The sequence below is a fragment of the Aeromonas sobria genome (assembly GCF_050266975.1).
Classification (GTDB): domain Bacteria; phylum Pseudomonadota; class Gammaproteobacteria; order Enterobacterales; family Aeromonadaceae; genus Aeromonas; species Aeromonas sobria_B.
Genome location: NZ_JBKISU010000009.1, coordinates 76,284 through 101,824, shown reverse-complemented (window position 1 = coordinate 101,824; position 25,541 = coordinate 76,284). Strand labels below are relative to the sequence as shown.

The 25,541-nt window shown below is 62.7% G+C and carries 16 protein-coding genes, 5 tRNA genes and 1 riboswitch; of the genes, 11 read left to right on the top strand and 10 right to left on the bottom strand.

Features of this window, described 5'->3' with window-relative positions; all coding sequences use genetic code 11:
• Positions 1–26: 26 nt before the first annotated feature.
• Complete coding sequence (locus tag ACLHZ1_RS07200) at positions 27–701, bottom strand: DnaT-like ssDNA-binding domain-containing protein (protein WP_427261538.1); 675 nt, start codon at positions 699–701, stop codon at positions 27–29.
• Positions 702–916: 215 nt separating this feature from the next.
• On the opposite strand from ACLHZ1_RS07200, the gene ACLHZ1_RS07195 reads away from it, so the two are divergent.
• Positions 917–1,888, top strand: coding sequence for a response regulator (locus ACLHZ1_RS07195; protein WP_427261537.1), 972 nt, complete (start codon positions 917–919; stop codon positions 1,886–1,888).
• A 69-nt stretch (positions 1,889–1,957) separates the two neighbouring features.
• Here ACLHZ1_RS07195 and ACLHZ1_RS07190 read toward each other — a convergent pair whose 3' ends face one another.
• The 3 genes from ACLHZ1_RS07190 to ACLHZ1_RS07180 form a co-directional block, all read right to left on the bottom strand.
• Positions 1,958–3,358: a peptide MFS transporter gene (locus ACLHZ1_RS07190; RefSeq protein ID WP_427261536.1), complete on the bottom strand. Its 1,401-nt coding sequence runs from the start codon at positions 3,356–3,358 to the stop codon at positions 1,958–1,960.
• A gap of 213 nt (positions 3,359–3,571) precedes the next feature.
• Positions 3,572–4,483 carry a UTP--glucose-1-phosphate uridylyltransferase GalU gene (gene galU / locus ACLHZ1_RS07185; RefSeq protein WP_427261535.1) on the bottom strand — a complete coding sequence of 304 codons (912 nt, stop codon included), beginning with the start codon at positions 4,481–4,483 and terminating at the stop codon, positions 3,572–3,574.
• Positions 4,484–4,574: 91 nt separating this feature from the next.
• Positions 4,575–4,892 carry a ComEA family DNA-binding protein gene (locus ACLHZ1_RS07180; RefSeq protein ID WP_408798053.1) on the bottom strand — a complete coding sequence of 106 codons (318 nt, stop codon included), beginning with the start codon at positions 4,890–4,892 and terminating at the stop codon, positions 4,575–4,577.
• Positions 4,893–5,083: 191 nt separating this feature from the next.
• On the opposite strand from ACLHZ1_RS07180, the gene cysQ reads away from it, so the two are divergent.
• A complete protein-coding gene (gene cysQ, locus ACLHZ1_RS07175; protein WP_427261534.1) occupies positions 5,084–5,839 on the top strand; it encodes a 3'(2'),5'-bisphosphate nucleotidase CysQ in 756 nt (251 codons plus the stop codon).
• A gap of 78 nt (positions 5,840–5,917) precedes the next feature.
• Here cysQ and ACLHZ1_RS07170 read toward each other — a convergent pair whose 3' ends face one another.
• The 3 genes from ACLHZ1_RS07170 to ACLHZ1_RS07160 all read right to left on the bottom strand — a co-directional run bounded on the left by ACLHZ1_RS07170 (position 5,918) and on the right by ACLHZ1_RS07160 (position 8,511).
• Positions 5,918–6,214 carry a YciI family protein gene (locus ACLHZ1_RS07170; protein WP_427261533.1) on the bottom strand — a complete coding sequence of 99 codons (297 nt, stop codon included), beginning with the start codon at positions 6,212–6,214 and terminating at the stop codon, positions 5,918–5,920.
• 24 nt (positions 6,215–6,238) lie between these two features.
• On the bottom strand, positions 6,239–6,790 hold the full coding sequence (locus ACLHZ1_RS07165; RefSeq protein WP_427261532.1) for a septation protein A: 552 nt from the start codon (positions 6,788–6,790) through the stop codon (positions 6,239–6,241).
• Between the two features lie 209 nt (positions 6,791–6,999).
• Positions 7,000–8,511 (bottom strand): aminotransferase class V-fold PLP-dependent enzyme, encoded by a 1,512-nt coding sequence (locus ACLHZ1_RS07160; RefSeq protein WP_427261531.1) that lies wholly within the window; start codon positions 8,509–8,511, stop codon positions 7,000–7,002.
• Positions 8,512–8,745: 234 nt separating this feature from the next.
• Here ACLHZ1_RS07160 and trhA point away from each other — a divergent pair, with 234 nt between their 5' ends.
• The 3 genes from trhA to ACLHZ1_RS07145 all read left to right on the top strand — a co-directional run bounded on the left by trhA (position 8,746) and on the right by ACLHZ1_RS07145 (position 18,979).
• Positions 8,746–9,378, top strand: a complete 633-nt coding sequence (gene trhA / locus ACLHZ1_RS07155) for a PAQR family membrane homeostasis protein TrhA (protein WP_427261548.1) — start codon at positions 8,746–8,748, stop codon at positions 9,376–9,378.
• A gap of 134 nt (positions 9,379–9,512) precedes the next feature.
• Positions 9,513–11,174: a putative transporter gene (locus ACLHZ1_RS07150; protein WP_427261530.1), complete on the top strand. Its 1,662-nt coding sequence runs from the start codon at positions 9,513–9,515 to the stop codon at positions 11,172–11,174.
• Positions 11,175–11,401: 227 nt separating this feature from the next.
• On the top strand, positions 11,402–18,979 hold the full coding sequence (locus ACLHZ1_RS07145; protein ID WP_427261529.1) for a retention module-containing protein: 7,578 nt from the start codon (positions 11,402–11,404) through the stop codon (positions 18,977–18,979).
• 237 nt (positions 18,980–19,216) lie between these two features.
• Here the strand turns inward: ACLHZ1_RS07145 and ACLHZ1_RS07140 are convergent, their stop codons facing one another.
• From ACLHZ1_RS07140 to ACLHZ1_RS07130, 3 genes are all read right to left on the bottom strand, one after another.
• Entirely contained in the window at positions 19,217–19,426 is a 210-nt protein-coding gene (locus ACLHZ1_RS07140; protein ID WP_041998347.1) for a cold-shock protein, read from the bottom strand.
• Between the two features lie 286 nt (positions 19,427–19,712).
• Complete coding sequence (locus ACLHZ1_RS07135; protein ID WP_427261528.1) at positions 19,713–20,378, bottom strand: LysM-like peptidoglycan-binding domain-containing protein; 666 nt, start codon at positions 20,376–20,378, stop codon at positions 19,713–19,715.
• Between the two features lie 100 nt (positions 20,379–20,478).
• Positions 20,479–22,581 carry a methyl-accepting chemotaxis protein gene (locus ACLHZ1_RS07130; protein ID WP_427261527.1) on the bottom strand — a complete coding sequence of 701 codons (2,103 nt, stop codon included), beginning with the start codon at positions 22,579–22,581 and terminating at the stop codon, positions 20,479–20,481.
• A gap of 279 nt (positions 22,582–22,860) precedes the next feature.
• On the opposite strand from ACLHZ1_RS07130, the gene gltX reads away from it, so the two are divergent.
• The 6 genes from gltX (at position 22,861) to ACLHZ1_RS07100 (ending at position 25,090) form a co-directional block, all read left to right on the top strand.
• The gene (gene gltX, locus ACLHZ1_RS07125) at positions 22,861–24,276 is read left to right on the top strand and encodes a glutamate--tRNA ligase (RefSeq protein WP_427261526.1); all 1,416 of its coding nucleotides are present in this window, start codon (positions 22,861–22,863) and stop codon (positions 24,274–24,276) included.
• A 237-nt stretch (positions 24,277–24,513) separates the two neighbouring features.
• Positions 24,514–24,589: transfer RNA gene (locus tag ACLHZ1_RS07120), tRNA-Ala, on the top strand.
• A gap of 28 nt (positions 24,590–24,617) precedes the next feature.
• Positions 24,618–24,693, top strand: a tRNA-Ala gene (locus tag ACLHZ1_RS07115).
• A gap of 64 nt (positions 24,694–24,757) precedes the next feature.
• Positions 24,758–24,833, top strand: a tRNA-Ala gene (locus ACLHZ1_RS07110).
• 65 nt (positions 24,834–24,898) lie between these two features.
• Positions 24,899–24,974, top strand: a tRNA-Ala gene (locus ACLHZ1_RS07105).
• Positions 24,975–25,014: 40 nt separating this feature from the next.
• Positions 25,015–25,090 (top strand) — tRNA-Ala (locus ACLHZ1_RS07100).
• A 362-nt stretch (positions 25,091–25,452) separates the two neighbouring features.
• Positions 25,453–25,535, top strand: a riboswitch (cyclic di-GMP riboswitch).
• Positions 25,536–25,541: the final 6 nt, after the last annotated feature.

The following is a 25,541-nucleotide window of genomic DNA, read 5'->3' as shown; positions in this document are numbered from 1 at the left end:
TTATCAGGGGTCGGGTATGGGCTGGCTCAATCATCTTCGTTCTCCTGCCGTCCGGCCAGTCGTTTCGCCTGCTCTATCATCTCCTGGGCGCGCTTGCTCGGGCCCGTGCTGACGGGCTCGGGGCTGATCTGCTGGTAACCCGCCACCATGGTGGGCTGGCGCCTGGCGTAGCGGCGGGTCTTGAGGGCCCGGATGAACTTGAGCATCCATTGATGCTGGGAGTCAAACACCTCGGGGCGCCCCAGCCAGTAGGCGATGAACTCGCCGAGATCCTCTTCGCTGTAGCTGGCATCGATGACGCCGCACAGCCGGGCCAGGGCGGGCAGCTCCTCATCCGGTCGCCAGTGCAGATGCATCTGGAATGGCCGCTCCGGCAGCGGGCTGCGGCTGCGCTGACTCAGCAAGGGCAGGCTGAAGCTGCACTGATGGTAGTGCTCACTCTCGGCCGGCCTCTCAATCTGCAGCAGGCCCGCCTCGATCAACTCGTCAAACAGGGCCGTCAGCTGGCGGGCATTGACCTGGTAGCTGAAGCCGCTGGCATCCATGGGGTCGACCACGGCCAGGGCGCGCCCCAGCTCGGGGTAACTGAGCCGAGGGGGCTGATGCTCCATGACGAGGCGTCGCAGCTGCAGGCTGTAGAGGCTGCGAGCCGGATGGGACAACCTGGGATGGGCAAGGGCGCTGTATTCGGCTGGGGTCATGGTCTGCTTCGCTGGCGTGAGTGGGGGCATTATCCCCCATGGTGGGCCTCGGCACAATTGAGGGCTGGTCTTCACTCCCCCAAGCCGGTTCTGAAAGACTCGTACGAAAGTTGATTAATTATCATGGGCAGGTTTATTGGCACCTCACCCCCCTGAGCCGGATCCTGGTCTAGGATTAGGCTCTAATCGGCATGAACCACAAGAGCAGTCGCGAGATGTTAAGAGCCGGACTCAGGATCCTGGTGGTGGAAGATGAAACCGTCTTTCGCCACATGTTGGTGAATTATCTAGAAAATGAAGGGGCTTGTGTGTTCCAGGCCGAGGACGGGATAGAGGGGCTCTCGGGGGCGGCTCTCTATCAGCCGGATCTGGTGCTGTGCGACCTCAACATGCCCAACCTGGACGGTCACGAGGTGATCGCCTGCCTGGCGGCGCGCTATCCCCAGATCCCCATCATCGTCATCTCAGGCCAGGAGCGGATGGAGGTGGTCGGCCGCGCCCTGCGCGCCGGTGCCCGGGACTTTCTGCTCAAACCCATTCGGGACTGGTCGCAGGTGGCCAGGAGCATAGATCAGTGCCTGGCGGCCCAGGAGGCCGCCAATTCGCAGCTGGAGCTGGTGGAGCACCTGCACTATTTTCGCCGCCATGACTGGGCGGCGACCCGGCTGCTCGACAGCCTGTCGACCCCGGTATTGCAGGAGTGGGGCCCCTGGCAGGTGACCTTCGAGGGGATGGGCAATCTCTTCATCCCGGATACCTTCAGGGTGGACAATCGCCTGCTGGTGCTGGTGATGGAGCTGCCGGTGCTGGCCGAGGACGCAGCCTTCTGCGGCGCCCTGGTGCGCTCCTTGCTCAATGTTCCCTATCGTCAGTATCAGCAGCGGGAGAGCCAGCTGCTGGCCCAGCCCCATCGCCTGCTGGCCTACCTCAACTGGCAACTGATGGAGTCGGGTCTGCGCCACTCCTTCGCCATGGCGGCGCTGCTGTTTGACGAGACCGACGGCCTGAGCTTCGCCAACGCCGGCATCACCTCCCCTCACTGGCTGATGCGCTGCGGCGGGTTGCCCCTTGGTCTGATGCGCGATGGTCATTACCGGCTGCACCAGCGCAGCTGGCACGATCCCTTCGAGTTGCAGATCCGCAGCGACAGCGGCAGCGCCCTCCATATGCAGGTGCGTCATCACTGAGGGCGGACTCGGCCATATAAAAAGAGGGCGCCCCAGGGGCGCCCTCTGCATGATGGCAAGGCATCACCGTCAGACGGTGGCGGAGTGCAATGGCTTCTCTGCCTGCTCGGCGGGCGCCTGGGCGGGGCCTTCGGCGCCGTGCATCCAGTAGACCAGACGGTTGGCCATGGTCAGCAGCAGCAGGGCGCTGATGACGGCGGCGGCGGCGATGCCACCGAAGATGGCGATGGCACCGGACTCCCCGACGAAGGAGCCGATGAAACCGGCGGCATAGTTGGCCAGGGCGACGAAGCCGAACCAGGCACCCATCATCAGGGAAGCCAGGCGCAGCGGCGCCAGCTTGGTGACCATGGAGAGACCGATGGGGGAGAGACAGAGCTCACCCAGGGTATGGAACAGATAGGCGCCGACCAGCCAGAACATGGAGGTCTTGACGCTCTGATCCCCGCCCTGCTCCAGCACGGCGCCGATCATGAACAGGAAGCCCACGGCCAGGAACAGCAGGCCCATGGCGAACTTGACGGGGGAGTTAGGCTCCTTCTTGCCGAGCTTTATCCAGATGGCCGCCACTATGGGCGCTAGCGTGATGATGAAGAAGGGGTTCAGGGACTGGAACCAGGCGGTCGGCACCTCGAAGCTGCCGATCATGCGGTCGGTGTACTCCTGAGTGTAGAGGTTCATCAGGCCGCCTGCCTGCTCGAAGCCGGCCCAGAAGATGATGGTGAACAGGCCCAGGATCAGGATGACCTTGATGCGATCCACCTCCTGCTTGGTGAGGGGTGCCTTCTGGTTCTTGGCCCGCTTGGCGGCGGCGAGCTTGGCGGCGGGGACCCGGCCGATGTCGCCGAGGAAGTTCTGGGCCATGGTGGCCTGCAGCACCAGGGAGAGCAGCATGCCGATGCCGGCGCCGACGAAGGCGGCCTGCCAGCCATAGGCGGTGGCGGCGGCGCCACAGATCACCCCGGCCAGCAGGGAACCCAGGTTGATGCCCATGTAGAAGATGGTGAAGGCTCCGTCACGGCGGTGATCCCCTTCCTGATAGAGATCGCCCACCATGGTGGAGATGTTCGGCTTGAACAGGCCATTGCCCACGATCAGCAGGGCGAGGCCGGCATAGAAGACGCTGTTGACCATCTCCGGGAACATGGCATGGGGCAGGGCCAGGGTGAATTGACCCGCGGCCATCAGGATGGCGCCGATCAGGATGGAGCGACGCTGACCTAGGATGGTATCGGCCAGCCAGCCACCGATGAGGGGGGTGATATAGACCAGGCCGGTGTAGATGCCGTAGAGCTTGAGGGCATCGGCCTGGCTCCAGCCCATGCCGCCGTTGGCGGTCAGGTCGGTGAGATAGAGCACCAGCACGGCACGCATGCCGTAGTAGGAGAACCGCTCCCACAGTTCGGTGCTAAAGAGCAAAAAGAGCCCCTTAGGGTGACCTAAAAAGGTCCCTTTTGACGGATTATTCATGGAACTTCCACCTGTATCTTCTATTTTTTTAGGAATTTTATGCAAGGGCTCGGAACAAGCCTTAAACCTTATAGAACAAGCGTGATTGAATTACAAGGCCATGATTTGGGACGTAATTGTTTGCTCAAAGCTGAATTTTTGTTTCATAAATGGAAACAGGGCATCGTTTGATGCCCCGTTTAATATTTTGCAATATGGCTAAATTTTTAGCGTTTACAACTGTTTGACGAACTGGGTCAGCCACTGCTTGAATTCGTTGCCGAGCTCGCGGTGGCGGCTGGCATATTCGACGTTGGCCTTCATATAGCCGAGCTTGCTGCCGCAGTCGTGGCTTCTGCCCTTCATGGAGTAGGCATTGACCTGCTCGCGCTCCATCAGCATGGCGATGGCATCGGTCAGCTGGATCTCGTCACCGGCGCCGGCCGGGGTCTTCTCCAGCAGGGGCCAGATGTTGGCAGACAAGACGTAGCGGCCGACCACCGCCAGGTTGGAGGGGGCCTCATCCCGGGGGGGCTTCTCGACGATGGCCTGCATCGGCAGGGACATGCCGGCGGTCAGCGCCTCTCCCTTGACGTCGGCGATGCCGTATTTGTCGACCTCGCTCTCGGGGACGGCTTCGACCATGATCTGGCTGACCTGATCCGCCTCGAACAGGTGCACCATCTCGGCCAGGTTGTCCCGCTTGAGATCGCTGGCCACCTCGTCGATCAGCACATCCGGCAGCAGCACGGCGAAGGGGTTGTCACCGATGAGCGGGTGGGCGCAGAGTACGGCATGGCCCAGCCCCTTCGCCTCCCCCTGGCGCACATGCATGATGGTGACGTCCTTGGGGCAGATCTGCTGCACCTCTTCCAGCAGCTGACGCTTGACCCGCTTCTCCAGGGTCGCTTCCAGCTCGAAGCTCTTGTCGAAGTGGTTTTCGATCGAGTTCTTGCTGGAGTGGGTGACCAGGATGATCTCCTTGATCCCGGCGGCGATGGCCTCGCGCACCACATACTGGATCAGCGGTTTGTCGACCACGGGCAGCATCTCTTTCGGGATGGCCTTGGTGGCGGGCAGCATACGGGTACCCAGGCCGGCAACGGGCAGCACGGCCTTGCGAACAACGAGCGGGGTCTTCTTCATGGAGATATATCCGGTGAGACAAAGTGCCGTCATGATACCCGAAGAAAAATGGGGCAGCCACCGGCCGCCCCACTTTGAGTCCAATCCTATCTTACTTGACGATGAGTTGATCCCGGTTGGCCTCCAGGGTGGCCGGGCCTATGCCGCTCACATCGGCCAGCTGGTCCACAGAGCTGAATTTCCCCTGTTTCTCCCGATAGTCGATGATGGCCTGGGCTTTCTTGTCGCCTATGCCCTGGAGGCTGGTGAGCTCGCTCAGGCTGGCGGTGTTGAGGTTGATCTTCCCTGACTGGCTGGCGGGAGTGCTGGCCACCGGTGGATTGGCCACCTTGTTCGCCGCCAGGACCGGCTGGCCGAGCAGCGGCAGGGCGGCGAGCAGCAGGGCGAGAGTCGTCGTGGTTCTTTTCATGGATGCTCTTCCTTGAGTAACGACGCGGTTGCGCCGAATTGATATTTAGCTCAACGGCGGCGATTGCTCTCTGTCAGAATTGACAGTGCCCGGCTGACACTTTTGACAGGGAATAACTCATGAGAAACGGCTATAAGCCCGGGGGCCCCGTTCGGTTAGACTGAGCTATCTTTTTGACTTGGAAGCTATTTATGTCTCCCTCCCAGATAAGCGAGCTCGAGGCGATCGCCCGGGCCGCCGGCCATGCCATCCTGACCATTTACCAGCAGGCCTTTACCGTGGAGTACAAGGCCGACGAGAGTCCCCTGACGGCGGCGGACCGTGCCGCTCATGAGGTGATAGTGGCGGAATTGGCTCGTCTGACCCCGGAGATCCCGGTACTATCAGAAGAGTCCGGCGATGAGGTGCTGCAGACGCGCCTCGGCTGGCAGCGTTACTGGCTGGTGGATCCCCTGGATGGCACTAAGGAGTTTGTCTCCCGCAATGGCGAGTTCACCGTCAATATCGCACTGATCGAGCAGGGGCGGCCGGTCTGGGGTCTGGTTTATGCCCCCGTGCTCGACCGCTTGTGGTATGGCGGCAAGGGGCTGGGCGCCTGGCGTGTTGCGGCGGGCGAGCGTACGGCGATCCGGACCCGGCCCCACCGGGAAGGGGCGCCCTGGCGAGTGGTGGGCAGCCGCAATCATCTCTCCCGGGAGACCCTGGATTTTCTCGCCCCCCTGGGGGAGATTGAACTGGTCTCCATGGGCAGCTCGCTCAAGTTCTGTGTCATCGCCGAGGGGGGCGCCGAGCTCTACCCCAGGCTGGCGCCGACCTGCGAATGGGACACGGGGGCGGCTCAGGCGGTGCTGGAGGGGGCGGGGGGCAGCGTCACCCGGCTCGATGGCGCCCCCCTCGTCTACAACAAGGCCGACATTCTCAACCCCTGGTTCGTGGCGCGGGCCTGAGTGCCCGGCAACGGGTGAGTCACTGACAGCAAAAGGCCGGACATGGATCCGGCCTTTGTGTTTGTCTCTTGCCCGAGCTCAGAAGACTCGCTTGAACGGCTTGATGGTGACGCTGGCGTAGACGCCGGCGGCCACATAAGGGTCTGCATCGGCCCAGGCCCTGGCCTCGCTCAGGCTGTTGAACTCGGCGATGACGGTGGAGCCGGTGAAGCCCGCATCCGCCGGATCGTCGGCATCGATGGCGGGATTGGGGCCGGCGGTCAGCAGGCGGCCCTCATCTTGCAGCGCCTGCAGACGCGCCAGGTGGGCGGGGCGCGCCTGCTTGCGCAGGGGCAGGCTTTCGGGCACATCTTCCGAGTAGATCAGATACCACATGGAACCATCCTTTTCTGGTTGCGGTTATTTTTTCTGCTGGGCTTTCTGCTCCGCCGGCATGTGGCGGTAGAGATAGATGCCAGACAGCAGGGTGAACACTAGGGTCAGGCCGAGCAGGCCGAACACCTTGAAGTTGACCCACACCTCCTGGGGAAGGGTAAAGGCGACATAGAGATTGAGCAGGCCGCACAGGGCAAAGAAGCCGGACCAGGCCAGGTTGACCCTGTCCCAGATGGTGTCGGGGGCCTGCAACTCCTTGCCGAGCATCTGCTTGATCAGGTTCTTGCCAAAGCCGTAGCGGGCGATGAGCAGGGCCAGGGCAAACAGGGCGTTGATGACGGTCACCTTCCACTTGATGAAGGCGTCATCATGGAAGAAGACGGTCAGGCCGCCGAAGAAGCCGACCAGGAGGAAGGTGAACAGCTGCATCTTCTCCACCTTGCGATAGCGCAGCCAGCCATAGAGCAGTTGCAGGCCGGTGACCACCACCAAGGCGCCGGTCGCGGCATAGATGTCCACCATCTTGTAGACGGCAAAGAAAACGATAAGGGGAATAAATTCAAAAAATTGCTTCATGCTGATCCATCTACCTCGAAATTTCAGCCAGTGTACCCGCCCGTCAAACAACGGCAAATGAATAAGACCCGTCCTGAGTGGATGAGTTCCCCCCATCGCTGCCGGGCAAACCATGGCAGATGAACAAGGGCAGTCCTGGGGGAATGCGTCTCCCATCGCTGCCCGGCAAACCATGGCAGATGAACAAGGTCACTGCTCGGGGGGCCCGCTCAGTGCCCGGCAAACAGCTCGGCGGCGATGATCCGGCCTAGCCGGGTCTGATCCGCCAGCAGCGCCCGTATGTCCGACTCCTCGATGGCGGGATTGAGCAGCACGGCGCGCAGCAGCACCAGGGGCTGATCGCCGTAGGGAGGCAGGGTGCGCTGGGTACGGGAGACGAAGCTGTGTCCCTCGGCCCGCTGGGCTTTTTGCAAGGCCACGTTGAAGGCGTTGATCTGGAGGTTGGCCGCCTCGTCCAGGGGCTGGCCCTGCAGGTGGGGCGGCAGGCAGCGATAGGAGAGCAGGTTCATCACGGGGGCAGACATCAGCTCGAAGGCGGGATCTGCGTCGATCAGTGCCGCCATGTGCCTGGCCTTGTCATAGTTGGCCTCGATGAGGGCGCGGTAGCCGGCCTCGCCGAGCAGCTGGAAGGCGGCATCCAGGTAGAGGGCATTGGCGGGCCGGGTCCCCTCCAGGGTGAAGCGACCCTGATCGAACGAGCTGGCGCGGATGGCGTAGGGAGCCTCCCGCTTGACCGCCATCACCAGGTCCGGGCGCTTGCACAGCAACATGCCGGTACCAAGGGGGATGAGCAACTGCTTGTGGCCATCCAGGGTGACGGTATCGGCCTGGGCGATGCCGTCCAGCAGGGGCTGGTAGCGGGGGGAGAACAGGGTGGGGCCACCCCAGGCCGCGTCCACATGAAAATGCACTCCCTCCCGGCGCGCGATGGCGGCGAGTTCGGGCAGAGGATCCACCGAGCCAAAGTCGGTGCTGCCGGCCACCCCTATGATGGCGATCACCTTGATGCGCTGCGCCCGACACTCGGCGATGGCCGCCTCCAGGGCGGGCAGGCTGAGGCGATTGTCCGCATCCGTCTCCAGTCGGCGCACGCTGGCGGCCCCCAGACCCAGCAGATCCATGCCCTTGTCGAAGGAGTAGTGCATCAGGCGCGAGCCCAGGATGACGGCGCCGCGATAGCCCTGCTCGACCAGATGGAACAGATTGTCCCCCACGGCATGGTTGCGGGCCAGCCAGAGGGCGGTGACGTTGGCGATGGTGCCGCCGCTGGTCATGACCCCGAGCGCCGCATCCTTGGCATGCATCTGGCTCTGGTAGAAGTCATCAGGGGCCTGATAGACGAGGCGATGCAGCTTGGCCAGCACCTCCCGCTCGAGAAAGCTGAGCAGGCGGGAGGACTCCATCTTCATCGGATTCTGGTTGAGCATCACCAGCAGCCGCGCCAGCTCGCCGGTGAAGGCGGGCAGGGGAGCCGTCATGTGACCCATGTAGTGGCGGGAGGCGAGGTGGGAGACGCCGGGGATCAGCTGCTCGAGTCGCGCCAGGTAGGCCTGGGTATCCATGCCATCCTCCGGCATGCGGGGATCGTCGAGCTGTTGGCAGAAGCGGTCACGCCGATAGGGGGCCTCGCTGTCATCGCTGCGGTGAAAACACTCCAGCAGGCGGGTGACGGCGGCGGCGAAGGCCGGATCCGGCTTGGCAAACAGTTCGGTCAAGTTCATTTGGGTCTCCAGACCAGGCCGCCAGGCCACACCATCCGGGTGCATGGGCCAGGGGGATAGTGGCGGCATCAACAGGGGTAATACGCAGGACCGGGCCAGGGGCGGGTCGCTGGCGGCAGAGGATACACCAAAGGGGGGCCGCTGGCAGCCATCCCCTTTTTTCAGCTAACACTTGTACTCTTAAATGGGCTTGGATAGAGTAAAAACCCTAATCACATGTGTCGAGAGTGAATGATGGACTATTCCCCCCGGGAAGAGTGGGCGAATCGCTGGAGCCATGGCCTGGGGCTGGGGCTCGCCCTGGTCGGCGGGATCAGCCTGCTGCTCAAGGGGTGGGAGCAGGGCGCCCTGGCCCGGCTCAGCTATGGCCTCTACGGCGGCAGCCTGATCCTGCTGTTTCTCGCCTCGACCCTCTATCACAGCATGGTAGACGGGCCCTGGCGCCACAGGTGCAAGATCTTCGATCACTGCGCCATCTACCTGCTCATCGCCGGCACCTATACCCCTTTTCTGCTGGTGGCGCTCGATACGCCCCTGGCGAGGGGGCTGATGACGCTGATCTGGTCCCTGGCCCTGGCCGGGGTGCTGTTCAAGCTGGTGTTCATCCATCGCTTCAAACGCTTGTCTCTGGTGACCTACCTGCTGCTGGGCTGGCTCTCCCTGCTGGTGGTCTATCAGCTCTATCTCAATCTGGCGGGGGGTGGCCTGGCGCTGCTGGGGCTCGGCGGCCTCATCTACAGCCTGGGCGTCCTCTTCTATGCCAACCGGCGGATCCCTTACAACCATGCCATCTGGCATCTGTTCGTGCTGGGGGGCAGCGCTTGCCATTTTGGTGCCATCTACGGCTATGTCGCCTCTCTCTCCTGAGTGTTCACCGAAAAATATCCCTTAGTTGGTAGTTTTCGCCTCAAATAAAGCCAGAATCGTGCGCCGACCCACAGTCACCCGCTCCCTTTGCTGACAAGCTAGGCTCAGTCTGATTCGAAACAAGGATGGCTGAGATGAGTGAAATCGCGCTTTCCATCAGCATGTTGTCGCTGGTGGCGGTGCTCGGGCTCTGGCTGGGCAATGTGAAGGTCCGGGGTGTGGGGCTGGGGATAGGGGGAGTGCTGTTCGGCGGCATCCTGGTCGGCCACTTCGCCGGCCTGTTCCAGCTGAGTTTTGACGATCATACCCTGCACTTTATCCAGGAGTTCGGGCTGATCCTGTTTGTCTATACCATCGGCATCCAGGTCGGCCCCGGCTTCTTCTCCTCCCTGCGCAGCACAGGGCTCAAGCTCAACGGCTTTGCCGCCCTGCTGGTGGTGCTGGGCGGCATGGTGGCTCTGGTGTTGCACCAGCTGTTTGATGTGCCCCTGCCGGTGATCCTGGGGGTCTTCTCCGGCGCCGTGACCAACACCCCCTCCCTGGGGGCGGGGCAGCAGATCCTGGCGGAGCTGGGAGCCGAGCCAGGCTCGACGGCGCTGATGGGGATGGGCTATGCGGTCGCCTATCCGTTCGGGATCTGCGGCATTTTGCTCACCATGTGGCTGGTTCGCCTGTTCTTTCGCATCAAGATCGACGAGGAAGCCGCCCGATTCGAGCAAGAATCCGGCACGGTTCGCGAGACGCTCCAGACCATGAACATAGCGGTGCGCAACCCGAACATGCACGGACTCATGCTCAAGGAGATCCCCAGCCTCGACGAGGCGGATGTCATCTGCTCGCGCCTCAAGCGGGGCGAAGATCTGATGGTGCCGCGCCCGGAGACCTGCATCGAAACCGGCGATCTGCTGCACCTGGTCGGTGAGCGTCATGCCTTGCGCAAGGTGCTGCTGGTGCTGGGGGAGGAGGTGGACACCTCCCTCTCGACCCGGGGAACCGAGCTGAGGGTCGAGCGGGTCGTGGTGACCAATGAGCAGGTATTGGGGAAGAAGATCCGCGATCTGGAGATAAAACAGCGGTATGACGTGGTGATCTCGCGACTCAACCGGGCCGGGGTAGAGCTGGTGCCGACCAGCCAGACCAGCCTGCAGTTCGGGGACATCCTCAACCTGGTGGGGCGGCTCGATGCCATAGAGGCGGTCACCAGCGTGGTGGGCAACGTGCAGCAGAAGCTGCAACAGGTGCAGATGCTGCCCGTGTTTATCGGCATCGGACTCGGCGTCCTGCTCGGCTCCATCCCCTTCTATCTGCCGGGTTTTCCGGCGGCCCTCAAGCTGGGTCTGGCGGGAGGCCCCCTGGTGGTGGCGCTCATCCTGGCTCGGGTCGGCAGCATAGGCAAGCTCTACTGGTTCATGCCTCCCAGCGCCAACCTGGCCCTGCGGGAGATAGGAATAGTCCTGTTTCTGGCCGTGGTGGGATTCAAGTCGGGGGCCGGTTTCGTCGATACCCTGCTCCATGGTGATGGACCGACCTGGGTGCTGTATGGGGTGGCGTTGACCCTGATCCCCTTGCTGGTGGTCGGTGTGCTGGCCCGCCATTATGGCAAACTCAACTACCTGACCCTGTGTGGTCTGCTCGCCGGCTCCATGACCGACCCTCCCGCCCTGGCCTTCGCCAACGCCATGCATCCCAGCAGTGGCGCCAGCGCACTCGCCTATGCCACCGTCTATCCCCTGGTGATGTTCCTGCGCATCGTGTCGCCACAGCTGCTGGCCATCCTGCTCTGGGTGGGAGCCTGACCCTGGCTGGCGCCTCACCATGGCGCCAGCCAATATCAAACGATTGAAATAAATAGTTATTTATCAGCAAGCATAGTAAATGCCAACCCTTCTGTTTCCCCATGAAATATCCCCTCAAAACCCTTCATCCTTTCTAAATTCCTCACTGGTTGCTGGTGACTCATTCGAATAGATTGGACGGTGGAAAATTGCACGCCCATCACAGGGACCACTCATCAGGAGAATACATGAGCGCCAATATCGTCACCCTGGAACAGGACATCGTCGTGACCCGTCTGACCAACCCGGTTTACCTGGTCGGGGAGGATGGCAGCCTGCGGCTGCTGGCCGAGGGGGACGTGGTGACCAGGGGGGCTCGCTTGACCTCGCCCACCGGCGCCATGGTGGACGCCGATGGACGGCAGATCCCGGTCCCCATGGCCGATATGGCCCCCGATGAGCAGGGTGAACTCTTGACCCTGAACGATCCGACAACCGGTGCACAAGACGATATTGCGGCGCTGCAAAAGGCGATCCTCGACGGCATAGATCCGACCCAGGCATTCGAAGCCTCGGCGGCCGGTGGGGCCCCCGCGGTAGGGGGCGGCGTGGTGGGCGGCAGCGGCAACGGCGGTTTCATCGTCGTCGACCGCAGCGGGGGGGCGACTCTGGCCCAGGGCGGTTTTGACACGGCGCAGCCCGTGACCACAGCCGAGCGGCGAGAGCTCCTCGATGGCCGCGATGACGAGTCGTTGCCGGATGTGACCGCCCCCCTTATCTCGATATCGGCCCCGGACAACAGCCGCGACAGCACCCCGACCATCACGGGCACCACCAATGCCGCCCCCGGCAGCACTGTGACCCTGGTGGTGACAGACGCCAATGGCAATCAGCAGAGCCTGACGGCCACGGTGCAGCCTGATGGCAGCTTCAGCGTGGCGGTGGAGACGCCCCTGGCCGATGGCGGCTATGGGGTAACCGCCAGCGTGACCGATCCCGCCGGCAATACCGGCAGCGCCGCCGAGGATGGCAGCGTGGACACCACCGCCAGCATCACGGTGAGCCTGGATGACGTGAACGCTGACAATGTGGCCGACGCGCCCATCAGCGGCACCTCCGATGTCGGCCCGGGTCGCACCGTGACCCTGGTGATCAGCGATGGCAACGGCGACAAGGTGACCGTCACTGCCGTCACCGATGCCGACGGCAACTACAAGACCAGCGCTGACCTGAGCGGTCTGGCGGATGGCAACCTGACCGTGGTGGCCAGCGTCACCGACGCGGCGGGCAACCCTGCCAGCGCCACCGACGACACCACCTTGCTGGACACCACGGCGCCGGAAGCCCGTATTACTCTGGATGCCGACATCACGGCGGATGACATCATCAACGCGGCGGAAGCCGGCCAGCAGATCCCGGTAAGCGGCACGGTGGGCGGCGACGTGAAGGCGGGCGACACCGTTACCCTGACCGTGAACGGCAAGACCTTCACGGGTCTGGTCTTGGCCGACAAGACCTTCAGCATCAACGTACCGGGCGCGGACCTGGTCGCCGATAGCAGCAAGACCATCGACGCCAAGGTGATCACCACCGATGCGGCGGGCAACAGCGCCACCGCGACCGACAACGAAGGCTACAGCGTGGATACCCAGGGTCCGAGCGTGGTGGTCGATATCGTCGCCACCGACCTCAAGGCGGACGAGACCAGCGTCGTCACCTTCACCTTCAGCGAGCCGGTGCAAGACTTCGAGCTGGCTGACCTGACCGTGGTGGGCGGCACCGTGACCGGGCTGACCAGCAGTGCCGACGGCAAGACCTGGAGCGCCACCTTCACCCCGACCCCGGACTTTGAAGGGACCGCCTCGGTCACCGTCAAGGCGGAGAGCTATACCGATGTGGCGGGCAATAAGGGCAGTGGCGAGCGCGACAGCGCGGCCATCGACACCCAGGGCCCGAGCGTGGTGGTCGATATCGTCGCCCCCGCTCTCAAGGCGGAGGAGCGCAGCGTTGTCACCTTCACCTTCAGCGAGCCGGTGACCGATTTCGAGCTGGCTGACCTGACCGTGGTGGGCGGCACCGTCACCGGGCTGACCACGTCCGATGGCGGCAAGATCTGGAGCGCCACCTTCACCCCGACCCCGGACTTTGAAGGGACCGCCTCGGTCACCGTCAAGGACAACAGCTATACCGATGTGGCGGGCAATAAGGGCAGTGGCGAGCGCGACAGCGCGGCCATCGACACCCAGGGCCCGAGCGTGGTGGTCGATATCGTCGCCCCCGCTCTCAAGGCGGAGGAGCGCAGCGTCGTCACCTTCACCTTCAGCGAGCCGGTGCAAGACTTCGAGCTGGCTGACCTGACCGTGGTGGGCGGCACCGTCACCGGGCTGACCACGTCCGATGGCGGCAAGATCTGGAGCGCCACCTTCACCCCGACCCCGGACTTTGAAGGGACCGCCTCGGTCACCGTCAAGGCGGAGAGCTATACCGATGTGGCGGGCAATAAGGGCAGTGGCGAGCGCGACACGGCGGCCGCTGATACTCAGGCGACCGGTGCGCCGGTCGTGGTCATCACCGAAGATGCCGACAACGACGGCACCATCGACCGCAGCGAGATCAGCGGCAAGGTAAACGTGGCAGTGACCCTGCCGGGCGAGGCCCAGGCCGGTGATACCCTCAAGGTGAGCGGCCAGGCCGACCGGGTGCTGACCGACGCCGATATCCTTGCTGGCAAGGTGGGTTACGAGTTTGACCGTCCGGCCGACGGCGAGGCGCTGACCGTGACGGCGACCATCGTGGATGCGGCAGGCAACGAATCCCAGCCGGGCCGCGACAGCGCCACCATGGGCGACACCACTGCCACCGCGGCGCCGACCGTGGTCATCACCGAAGACACCGACGACGACGGCACCATCGACCGCAGCGAGATCAGCGGCCAGGTAAACGTGGCAGTGACCCTGCCGGGCGAGGCCCAGGCCGGTGACACCCTCAAGGTGAGCGGCCAGGCCGACCGCCTGTTGACCGATGCCGATATCCTTGCTGGCAAGGTGGGCTACGAGTTTGACCGTCCGGCCGATGGCGCGGCGCTGACCGTGACCGCCACCCTGGTGGATGCGGCGGGCAATGTCTCGCCGGAAGGTAGCGACAGCGCGGTGATGGGCGACACCACTGCCACCGCGGCGCCGACCGTGGTCATCACCGAAGACAGCGACAACGACGGCACCATCGACCGCAGCGAAATAGCGGGCCCCGTGAACGTGGCGGTGACCCTGCCGGGCGAGGCCCAGGCCGGTGACACCCTCAAGGTGAGCGGCCAGGCCGACCGTCTGTTGAGCGAGGCCGACATCCTTGCTGGCAAGGTGGACTACGAGTTTGACCGTCCGGCCGACGGCGAGGCGCTGACCGTGACCGCCACCCTGGTGGATGCGGCGGGCAACGTCTCGCCGGAAGGTAGCGACAGCGCGGTGATGGGCGACACCACTGCCACCGCGGCGCCGACCGTGGTCATCACCGAAGACAAGAACAACGACGGCACCATCGACCGCACCGAAATAGCGGGCCCCGTGAACGTGGCGGTGACCCTGCCGGGCGAGGCCCAGGCCGGTGATACCCTCAAGGTGAGCGGCCAGGCCGACCGCCTGTTGAGCGAGGCCGACATCCTTGCCGGCAAGGTGGACTACGAGTTTGACCGTCCGGCCGACGGCGAGGCGCTGACCGTGACCGCCACCCTGGTGGATGCGGCGGGCAACGTCTCGCCGGAAGGTAGCGACAGCGCGGTGATGGGCGACACCACTGCCACCGCGGCGCCGACCGTGGTCATCACCGAAGACAGCGACAACGACGGCACCATCGACCGCACCGAGATCAGCGGCCAGGTAAACGTGGCAGTGACCCTGCCGGGCGAGGCCCAGGCCGGTGACACCCTCAAGGTGAGCGGCCAGGCCGACCGCCTGTTGAGCGAGGCCGATATCCTTGCCGGCAAGGTGGACTACGAGTTTGACCGTCCGGCCGACGGCGAGGCGCTGACCGTGACCGCCACCCTGGTGGATGCGGCGGGCAACGTCTCGCCGGAAGGTAGCGACAGCGCGGTGATGGGCGACACCACTGCCACCGCGGCGCCGACCGTGGTCATCACCGAAGACAGCGACAACGACGGCACCATCGACCGCACCGAGATCAGCGGCCAGGTAAACGTGGCAGTGACCCTGCCGGGCGAGGCCCAGGCCGGTGACACCCTCAAGGTGAGCGGCCAGGCCGACCGCCTGTTGACCGACGCCGACATCACGGCGGGCAAGGTGGGCTACGAGTTTGACCGCCCGGCCGATGGCGTGACCCTGACCGTGACCGCCACTATCGTCGACGCGGCAGGCAACGTCTCGCCGGAAGGCAGCGACAGCGCGGTGATGGGCGACACCACCGCCACCGCGGCGCCGACCGTGGTCATCACCGAAGACAGCGACAACGACGGCACCATCGACCGCAGCGAGATCAGCGGCCCCGTGAACGTGGCAGTGACCCTGCCGGGCGAGGCCCAGGCCGGTGACACCCTCAAGGTGAGCGGCCAGGCCGACCGGGTACTGACCGACGCCGATATCCTTGCTGGCAAGGTGGGCTACGAGTTTGACCGTCCAGCCGATGGCGAGGCGCTGACCGTGACCGCCACTATCGTGGATGCGGCGGGCAACGAATCCCAGCCGGGCCGCGACAGCGCCACCATGTACCACGATGCTCCCCCGGTGACCACGGGTGGTCATAGCATTGGCATGGAAGACACTCCCCTGGTGCTGGCATGGGATCAATTTGGTGCCAGTGATGACCAGGCCGACGGGGATCTGAGTGTGGTGATTGGCTCCTTGCCGCAAAACGGCACCCTGCAGTACCTCAATGGGGCGGGTCAGTGGGTGGCAGTGAAGGTGGGGGATAGCATCACCTCAGGCGAGATAGAGGCGGGCCAATTGCGCCTGGTGCCAGGCAGTCATGAGTCCAGCACCGACAACCGCAACGGGCAGGGCAACGACAGCGGCAACCTCAAGGGGGACTATGCCAGCTTCGAGTTCAAGGTAAGTGACGGCACCCAGCTCAGCAACAGCGGCACCCTGGTGATCGACATTGAGGCCGTGGCCGACAAGCCCATGGTGGAGGTGACCCTGAGCGGCAATGGTACCCTCCTCTACCAGGGGTTCCCGAGCTTTGGCATCAGCACCGACAGTTTCCAGTCAGGCAATATCGACCATAACGCTCTGGGAGTCGGCGCTCCGAAGCGGGACGCCAGCAGCAGCAATGATCAGTTGAATGGTTTCAATACCAAGAATGACTACCTGCTGAGCAGCAAGGGCGGCGGCGACATGCTCTACGGCAAGGGGGGAGATGATCTGCTGGTTGGCGGCAACGCAGCGCAGGGCGATTCCCTCTATGGTGGGGCTGACAACGACACCCTGGTGGCCGGTCTGGGCAACGATGGTCTCTATGGTGGCGCGGGCGATGATATTGCCGTGTTGCGCGGCAACCGGGCCGATTACGTGGTTCAGAAAGGGAGCGGCCACTCGGTCCATGATGCCTGGTTTGATTTCCGCGTGAATGAAGGGGACGCAGGGGTCATCAAGGCACTCCATGATATCGAGCTCGTACAGTTTGATGATGGCATTTACGCCATCAGTCAGGTCACGGGGGAGCTGACCATGGTGCAGCCGACCCAGGTCGATTACCCGGTCGATATCAATGTCTCCCTCACGGACCGCGATGGCAGTGAAGTGCTCGACAGCCTGTTGCTGAGCGGCATGCCGGCAGGGAGCAAGCTCTATCAGGGCCATGATCTGCTCGGCATCGTTGGGGCGGGCGGCACACTCAGCCTGTCTGGGAGCCGCGGCCTGTGGAGCGGCAATGCCTTGGATGTCTCTCTGACTGGCCTCGTCCTTAAGGTGCCTGGTGCCAAGGAGGGCCAGGTGGATCTCAAGGTGGAGGCAACCACGCGGGAGCTGCATACGGATCAGACCAACACGGCCAGTGATGATGACAGCATACGGCTGAGTTATTTCCAGGGCACGGAAGGGGAGCAGGGGGATCAGACTCGCAGCTATGGCAGCGAGCACAACATAGTGGTGGGGGATCTGGACGGCAGCGTGGTGCTGTCGGGTCAGAACTACAACATCGCCTTCATCGTCGACAGTTCCGGCAGTATCGGTGACGAGGCGATGGAGACGATCCGCACCCAGCTGGAGCAGGTCTTTACCAGCCTCAAGGCCAGTGCGGGCACCGACAATGCGGGTACCGTCAATCTCTTGCTCGTGGATTTCGATACCACGACCCGCGGCAGCGTCAGTGTCAATCTGGCCGATAGCGGGGCATTGAAGACCCTGCTCGATGCCCTTGAGGGGATGTCCGCAAATGGTGGCACCAACTACGAGGCCGCATTCAGCAAGGCGGCGGACTGGTTTGCCGCCAGCACGGCGACAAGCAATGTGGATGCGAAGAACCTGGCCTACTTCATCACCGATGGCGAACCGACCTATTATGTTCTCGCCACGACAACAAAGTTGAATGAAATCAAGATCTTTGATGGGCTCTACGAAAGTGACACCTATCTCAGTACTACCTCTTTGAACCTCAGCAGCTATGTGCTCGGCAATACCGTGACTTATCACGGGCGTGAAGTGGTCAACGAAAAGGGAGAAGTGATCAAGTGGGCTCAAAACATCCTTGGCGGTTGGTCTCCTGTGAAGACGTTGGGCGTCATCGTCAAGGGCAGCAACGGCCAGAACCAGATCCAGCTGCTGGGTGGGGATGGTCGAAACAGCACCGATGACGTTCGCGCCGACGCCTTGCTGGGTTATCAGCTGTTGACCTCAAAAGGAGTGATTGTTGAAGCCATCGGCCTGGGAGCGAACATCTCCAAGGACGACCTCAGATCCTATGACTCGGATGGGGTCACCCATACCAATGTGGATGCCAGCGACCTGGCCAGCACCATACTGGGCTCTACCAACAGCAACCTGCCTGGCAGCGACCGGTTTGATGGCGGGGCTGGCGATGACATTCTGTTCGGGGATGCGGTGCACTTCAACGGCATGGCGGGAGAGGGATACGCGGCCATCAAGCAGTATGTGGCGGACAAGTTGAATCAGAGCGTCGTCCTGGATGCCGAGGTGCACCGTTACATCCAGCAGCATGCCAGCGAGTTCGATCAATCATCCGGCAATGACAAGGCGGATGTACTGATGGGGGGCGAGGGGAGCGACATCCTCTACGGTCAGGGAGGCAATGACATCCTGGACGGCGGCGCCGGGGATGACATCCTGTTTGGCGGAACCGGGGATGACACCCTGTACGGCGGCCTGGGGGACGACAGCCTCCATGGTGGCAGCGGCACAGACACCCTGTATGGCGGAGAAGGCGATGACATCCTCAATGGCGGTACCGGCGATGACCTGCTCATCGGCGGGCTGGGCAACGATATCCTGACCGGCGGTGACGGATCCGACATCTTCATCTGGAGCAAGGGGGATATCGAGGAGGGCAAGCTGATGGTGGATACCATCACAGACTTCAACCCGAGCCGCGATGATGCCTCACTGCGAGACAAGCTGGATCTGCGGGATCTGCTGGATCAGGACGACACTCAGCAGCCGGACGATCTGAAGAGCCTGCTCTCCGTGTTCCAGGACGATGAAGGGGTTCACCTGCAGGTCAAGACATCGGCCAGCAGCGAGGTGAGCCAGGAGATAGTGCTGGTGAACCACAGCTTCGATACTCTGACCGGCAACAGCGGGGCCACCTCGAGCCAGGTGATCGACTTCATGCTCAACAATCACATGCTGGAGATCGACAAATAAGGGTGCGACCCATCCACGGCACAACGGTGGCTCAGGCCACCGTTTTTCTTGGTGCGGATCCCGCGCAGGGAAGCGGAGTGGGGCAAGGGAGCAAAACGGCAAGGGGACGGCGTGGTGTTCGAGGCAAGGGGCAAGGGCCCTTGACGCGGCGGATCGCAAAGGGGGGGCTGGCGAGCAGCGGGAGGCAAATAGAGCGGGCAAATAGGAGGAGAGGACTCCTCCTAGCAAGGCGGCGGCTTAGAGAAGGGTGACGTTCTCAGCCTGCGGGCCTTTCTGACCCTGAGTCACGGTGAACTGAACCTTCTGGCCTTCGGCCAGGGTCTTGAAACCCGTGCTCTGGATGGAGGAGAAGTGAACGAAAACGTCCGGTCCCTGAGCTTGCTCGATGAAGCCAAAACCCTTGGTTTCGTTGAACCATTTGACTTGGCCGGTGCGAATGTCAGACATGTGTAAGTCCTATCTATTGCAAAATGAAACTAACGCCTGGTACAGGCAGGGTTTGCCTAAAAGACAGGGAGAGCCATGACTGACCTGCTGATGTGTCTCAGTCCTACTCAACGGTCCCTGTTAAAAGCAAAACGATTGTACGTGAGCGCCGATCCTTGTCAAACATCGACCATTCAATCTTTGAGCAAGGTAAAACTATTGGCTGATCAAGCCGTTGCCCATGGGACGCCGCCATGAAAAAGGAGGCATGACGCCTCCTTTATCTCTATGGGATCCCTCTGGGGGATCACTCCTTGAGGGCGAAGCCCTCCCCTTGGCGATCGTAGCGATAGAGCACCTGGAAGTCGTCCCGGATCTCGACGCGTTGAATGCGCCTGTCATCCCCGATCAGTATGTTGACGCTCTTGCCGGTCTGCATCCGGGTCAGGGGCCTGTCCGGCCCCTCGATGGCGATGAGCCGACTGAGCTCGACCCCGGGCAGCTGGAACTGGCGGAAGAGGGAGAAGAGAGTCTCACCCGCCGCGACCTTGTGGTTGAGCCACTTGCCGTTCACCGGCTCGGGTTCCGGCGCGGCCACGGCGCCAGTCTCGGGCTGGCGCAGCTCGCCCTGGCCCTGGGCCGGGATGGCGATGGGCACGCTCAGGGAACCCGAGGGGGCCGATTGCGGTGCGCCGGGGGCGGGTTCCCAGGCCAGCAAGATCAGCCAGAGGGGGATCAGGATCAGCAGGGCGATGCCATGTTTGCGGGGCAGGGGACTTTGCCACTGGCGGCCCTCACTCGCCCTGACCTTGGGGACCTCCCTGTTTTTCAGCCGCGCCAGGGTCTGACCCAGTTGCTGGCGCAGGGGCAGGGTGGCTGCATTGATGCGTTCAAGCAGGGATCCTTGTGACTCGTCTCTATGACGCTGTGCTCGTCTGTTATGGCCACGGGGGCGACGATCCGGGGTGGGCACGGCAGTTACCTCTCACTACAATTGCCTGCCATCAGGCAAATCAGGCGCCTATGGTAAACGGACTCGCCCCCGAGGGGGAGAGCCCCTGGCAGGAAATTTATCAGCGCAAGCGGAATTGCCCCAGCAGGTGCTGCAATCGCTCAGCCCCCTGGCGCAGGGCCTGGCTGGCCTGGGCGGTATCGGTTGCGTCCCTGGCGATGTCGTTTGCCAGCATGTTGGTCTTGGCCAGGTTGCCAGACACCGTCTCGGCGACCGAGCTCTGCTCCTCGGCGGCGGAGGCTATCTGGTAGGTCATGTCGTTGATGGTGGCGATGGCCTGGAAGATGCTGGCGAGGGCCGCCTCCGCCAGATCCGCCTCGCTCACCGCTTGCTGCGTCAACTGCTGGCTCAGGGTGATGGCGCCGACGGCATTGGTCGAACTGTGACGTATCTTCTCGATCAGGTCCTGGGTGCTCTGCACCGCCTGCTGGGTATTGCGGGCCAGCTGACGCACCTCGTCGGCCACCACCGCGAAGCCGCGGCCCTGCTCGCCGGCCCGGGCCGCCTCGATGGCGGCGTTGAGGGCCAGCAGGTTGGTCTGATCGGCGATCCCCTGAATGACGGCGAGTATGCTGGTGATCTGCTCGCTGTCGTGGGCCAGCCCCTCCACCACCTCGGCTCCCTTGCCCGCCTCGGTCGCCACCTTGTGCATCGACGCGATCACCTGCTGGAAGCGCGCCTTGCCCTCGTCCGCCGCCCCCTGGGCCTGTTTGGCGGAGTCGGCGGTGTTGTTGGCATGGGTGGCCACCTCCTGGCTGACGTAAGACATCTCCTGCACCGCGGTCAGCATCTGTTCCATTTCGGCCTGATGGGATTGCAGGTTGCGATCCGTCTGCCCCGCGATGCGGTCGGTATCCCCGGCGTGGCGATGGACCTCGCTCGCGGTTTTCTGCACGTCCCCGAGCAGCCCCTGCAACTTGTCGATGAAGCGGTTGATGCCGCGGGCCAGTGCGCCCAGCTCGTCCGCCGAGTTCACCTCGAGCCGCTTGGTGAGATCCCCCTCCCCATCGGCGATGTCATCCACCAGGTTGACCATCTGGCGGATGGGGCCCGTGATGGTGCGGGCGATCACCAGCATGGCGAGCAGGGCCAGCCCCAGCACGATGAGGGCACCGATGAGCTGCTGGCTCATGGCGGCCCGGTTCATCTCGTTGAGCCGGGCCTCCAGCCGATCCGCCCCCGCCAGCACCACCTGATAGGGCAGGGTGACTATGATGGCCCAGTTGCGGGCCATGCCGGGTACAGCGATGGGCACAGAGATGCGAAATGCGCCATCCAGCTCCTGGCGCTGCAGCTCGGGTGTCAGGTATTGCGACCACCCTTCGCCGAGCAGGATGTCGGCGCGCGTGCCGAGCAGGCTGGCATCGCCGCTGGTGCCGGTGATGACGCCGGCGGCACTGATGATCAGGGTCTCTCCCTTGCCGTCATAGATGTTGTCGTTGAGTCGCCTGGCTTGCTGGTTGATGGCATCCACCGCCAGATCCAGGGCGGCAATGCCCTTGAACTGGCCGCCCACCAGGATGGGGCTGGTGATGGTGCTCACCAGCACCTGCTGGCCGTTGATGTCCACCTTGAAGGGGTCGATGAGGCAGGCCTGGCCCTGTTGCCTGGGGCAGGCATAGTAGTCGTTGGCGGGATTGCCGAACTCATCGGGTTCGCCCTTTTCGATGGAGAGCAGCAGATCCGAGCCTATGCTGGCGCCGTCCCGATAGAAGTAGGGGACGAAGCGCCCCTTGTCGTCGCTGCCAAGGGCGCTCTGGCCGGCGAAGGCGGCATCCTGGCCGTCGAAGCCGTCGGGCTCGAAGCCCGCGAAGGCGCCATAGATCTGGGGCTCCAGGCCAAGCTGGGCCTTGAGCAGCTCATTGACCTGCTGGCGATCCAGGGGCAGCTTGCCCTCCTGTTGCAGGGCCAGGACGCTGGCCAGCTGCTGGGCATAGGAGAGCCCCTTTTGCAGCAACTGGGTGATGGCGGCTGCCTCGGCGCGGGCCTCGGCCCCCACCTTCTGCCACGCCTCCTCCTGCAAGGCGGCGCGGCTGGAGTCGACGGTCAGTTGCTGGGTCTGGCGGCCAGAATACTGGGTCTGCAGGATCAGGATCACCAGGGCCGTGGTCATGGCAATCCCGGTCATCACCAGGATGCGGTGTGCGATAGAGCGAAACTGCATCATGCCTTCCTTGTCTTAGCGTTAAGTTGGTTGAAATATCGGCTTGGTAGATGAAATCTCCAGCCTTTGTTGCAAGTAGAGCCGAAAATGCCAGTGATTTTTGCGATCCCCCTCATGTCCGGGAGGGGAAGGGGCATGGCAAGGCCCTATCCCAGGGTTTTTTGCCATCCGGCGCTGGCCGTGCCGGATGTGCGGGTTTTCCCATCCGTCATTGTCGGTGCTAAAATGCGGCGGTTTTTCTAACGCATTGGCCCAAGGCCCTCTACACAAGGCTTAAAGATGAAAGTCAAAACCCGTTTTGCTCCCAGCCCGACCGGTTTCCTGCACGTCGGCGGTGCCCGTACCGCGCTCTACTCCTGGCTCTACGCGAAAAGCCAGGGCGGCGAGTTCGTGCTGCGTATCGAGGATACCGACCTGGAACGTTCCACTCAGGAGGCGATCGACGCCATCATTGAGGGCATGGAATGGCTGGAGCTGAACTGGGATGAGGGCCCCTACTACCAGACCAAGCGCTTCGACCGATACAACGGCCTCATCGACGAGATGCTGGCCGATGGCCGCGCCTACAAGTGCTACTGCTCCAAGGAGCGTCTGGAGGCGCTGCGCGAAGGCCAGATGGCGAGCGGCGAGAAGCCCCGCTATGACGGCAAGTGCCGCGATGGTGCCCACGATCACCCGGCCGATGCGCTCCACGTCATTCGTTTTCGCAACCCCACCGAAGGCTCAGTGGTGTTCGATGACCACGTCCGCGGCCGCATCGAGTTCGCCAACACCGAGCTCGACGATCTCATCATCCGCCGCACCGACGGCGCGCCCACCTACAACTTCTGCGTGGTGGTGGACGACTGGGACATGGCGATCACCCACGTGGTGCGTGGTGAAGACCACATCAACAACACCCCGCGCCAGATCAACATCTACAAGGCGCTGAACGCGCCTGTGCCGGAGTTTGCCCACGTCTCCATGATCCTGGGTGACGACGGAGCCAAGCTCTCCAAGCGCCACGGCGCCGTCTCCGTCATGCAGTACCGGGACGACGGCTACCTGCCGGAAGCCCTGCTGAACTACCTGGTGCGTCTGGGCTGGTCCCACGGCGATCAGGAGATCTTCAGCCTGGACGAGATGATCAAGCTGTTCAGCCTGGATGCCATCTCCAAGTCTGCCTCCGCCTTCAACACCGACAAGCTGTTGTGGCTGAACAACCACTACATGCGCAGCCTGGATCCGGCCTATGTGGCCAAGCATCTGGAATGGCACATGGAAAACCAGCAGATCGACACCAGCAAGGGCCCGGCGTTGCCTGCGGTGGTCACCCTGCTGGCCGAGCGCTGCAACACCCTGGTAGAGATGGCCGCCCAGAGCCGCTACCTGTTCGAAGATTTTGAGGCCATCGACGAAGCGGCCGCCAAGAAACACCTGCGCGGCGTCGCGGCCGAGCCGCTGACTCTGGCCAAGGCCAAGCTGGCGGCGCTGGAGACCTGGACCACGGAAGCGCTGCACGAGCTGATTGAAGCCACTGCCGCCGAGCTGGGTCAGGGCATGGGCAAGGTCGGCATGCCGCTGCGCGTCGCCGTCACCGGTCTGGGTCAATCCCCGGCCATCGACGCCGTGATGGCGCTGGTGGGCAAGGAGCGGGTGCTGGCTCGCATCGATCACGCCCTGGCCTATATCGAAGCGCGCATGGCGGCCGAATAAGCCCCTGCCATTGCTTGAAAAAGGGCTCCCTGACGGGGGCCCTTTGCATTTTGGCCTCAAGCGGATTTGCGACGTAAAACAGCGACATAGCGACGAGATTGGCGGTAAAAACAGCTAACTGTCTGAATTTTGACTAAACGCTTCAACGGGGGTTATTTTTGGGTTGACAGCAAAGCGGTCGATGCCTATCATGCGCCTCCGTTGCCAGAGATAACTTTGGTAGCGCCGAGGTGAGTTGGGGTTATAGCTCAGCTGGGAGAGCGCTTGCATGGCATGCAAGAGGTCCGCGGTTCGATCCCGCGTAGCTCCACCAAATTCTCCTCGAACAATCTGGAATCAAAGGGGTTATAGCTCAGCTGGGAGAGCGCTTGCATGGCATGCAAGAGGTCCGCGGTTCGATCCCGCGTAGCTCCACCAGGTTCCTGATTGAAGATGAAGTACCCAGGGCAGTGCGGTGTGTATCACCCAGGCCGACCTTTGTGGGGTTATAGCTCAGCTGGGAGAGCGCTTGCATGGCATGCAAGAGGTCCGCGGTTCGATCCCGCGTAGCTCCACCACTATTTGAATGCCAGAGTGAGGGCAACCTGCCGCCAGAACCGGTTGTCTAATGAAGAAAGAATTTGGGGCTATAGCTCAGCTGGGAGAGCGCTTGCATGGCATGCAAGAGGTCCGCGGTTCGATCCCGCGTAGCTCCACCAAATTCAGAGTGAAGGTCTTGACCTTGATTCGCCACAACTTGGGGTTATAGCTCAGCTGGGAGAGCGCTTGCATGGCATGCAAGAGGTCCGCGGTTCGATCCCGCGTAGCTCCACCAAATTCTCGTCACGAGAAGCAAAAAGGCCACCGTTATCGCGGTGGCCTTTTTGTCATGGGTGCGTCGGCGCCACGCCATGTTTTGCCTTATCCTGCATCCGGCGCTCGCCGGCACACTCCCATCAAGCACCAAATTCATATGGCGCCATGAGGTGGTTCACAGTTTCGCGTCATCACCCCTTGCTTCATGATGGCGACAAATTTGCGGCGGCAGGCTGACATTGTGGTCATGTGCCAGGCGTTGGCGACACGATCGCAGCCGTTCGCCGGTTTCCTCATGACCGGGCAAACATATTTCTCTTTGTGAATGAAGATTGAGCATTTGCGTCGGGCTTTCTATACTCGAGCCGTTCCTCACGGAACCCAGGTAAAGGGCAAACCGGCAGTGATGCCGGGACGCAAAGCCTCCGATCTGCCCCATTGGGCCAGACAGCGGGGTTTCCCGGGGTGAC

Excerpts from the sequence above, each read along its gene's own strand:
- ACLHZ1_RS07165 (WP_427261532.1), bottom strand. The coding sequence starts at position 6,790 with ATGAAGCAATTTTTTGAATTTATTCCCCTTATCGTTTTCTTTGCCGTC.
- gltX (WP_427261526.1), top strand. The coding sequence starts at position 22,861 with ATGAAAGTCAAAACCCGTTTTGCTCCCAGCCCGACCGGTTTCCTGCAC.
- cysQ (WP_427261534.1), top strand. The coding sequence starts at position 5,084 with ATGTCTCCCTCCCAGATAAGCGAGCTCGAGGCGATCGCCCGGGCCGCC.
- ACLHZ1_RS07180 (WP_408798053.1), bottom strand. The coding sequence starts at position 4,892 with ATGAAAAGAACCACGACGACTCTCGCCCTGCTGCTCGCCGCCCTGCCG.
- ACLHZ1_RS07130 (WP_427261527.1), bottom strand. The coding sequence starts at position 22,581 with ATGCAGTTTCGCTCTATCGCACACCGCATCCTGGTGATGACCGGGATT.
- ACLHZ1_RS07150 (WP_427261530.1), top strand. The coding sequence starts at position 9,513 with ATGAGTGAAATCGCGCTTTCCATCAGCATGTTGTCGCTGGTGGCGGTG.
- ACLHZ1_RS07195 (WP_427261537.1), top strand. The coding sequence starts at position 917 with ATGTTAAGAGCCGGACTCAGGATCCTGGTGGTGGAAGATGAAACCGTC.
- ACLHZ1_RS07160 (WP_427261531.1), bottom strand. The coding sequence starts at position 8,511 with ATGAACTTGACCGAACTGTTTGCCAAGCCGGATCCGGCCTTCGCCGCC.
- ACLHZ1_RS07145 (WP_427261529.1), top strand. The coding sequence starts at position 11,402 with ATGAGCGCCAATATCGTCACCCTGGAACAGGACATCGTCGTGACCCGT.
- ACLHZ1_RS07170 (WP_427261533.1), bottom strand. The coding sequence starts at position 6,214 with ATGTGGTATCTGATCTACTCGGAAGATGTGCCCGAAAGCCTGCCCCTG.
- trhA (WP_427261548.1), top strand. The coding sequence starts at position 8,746 with ATGGACTATTCCCCCCGGGAAGAGTGGGCGAATCGCTGGAGCCATGGC.
- ACLHZ1_RS07200 (WP_427261538.1), bottom strand. The coding sequence starts at position 701 with ATGACCCCAGCCGAATACAGCGCCCTTGCCCATCCCAGGTTGTCCCAT.
- ACLHZ1_RS07140 (WP_041998347.1), bottom strand. The coding sequence starts at position 19,426 with ATGTCTGACATTCGCACCGGCCAAGTCAAATGGTTCAACGAAACCAAG.
- galU (WP_427261535.1), bottom strand. The coding sequence starts at position 4,483 with ATGAAGAAGACCCCGCTCGTTGTTCGCAAGGCCGTGCTGCCCGTTGCC.
- ACLHZ1_RS07190 (WP_427261536.1), bottom strand. The coding sequence starts at position 3,358 with ATGAATAATCCGTCAAAAGGGACCTTTTTAGGTCACCCTAAGGGGCTC.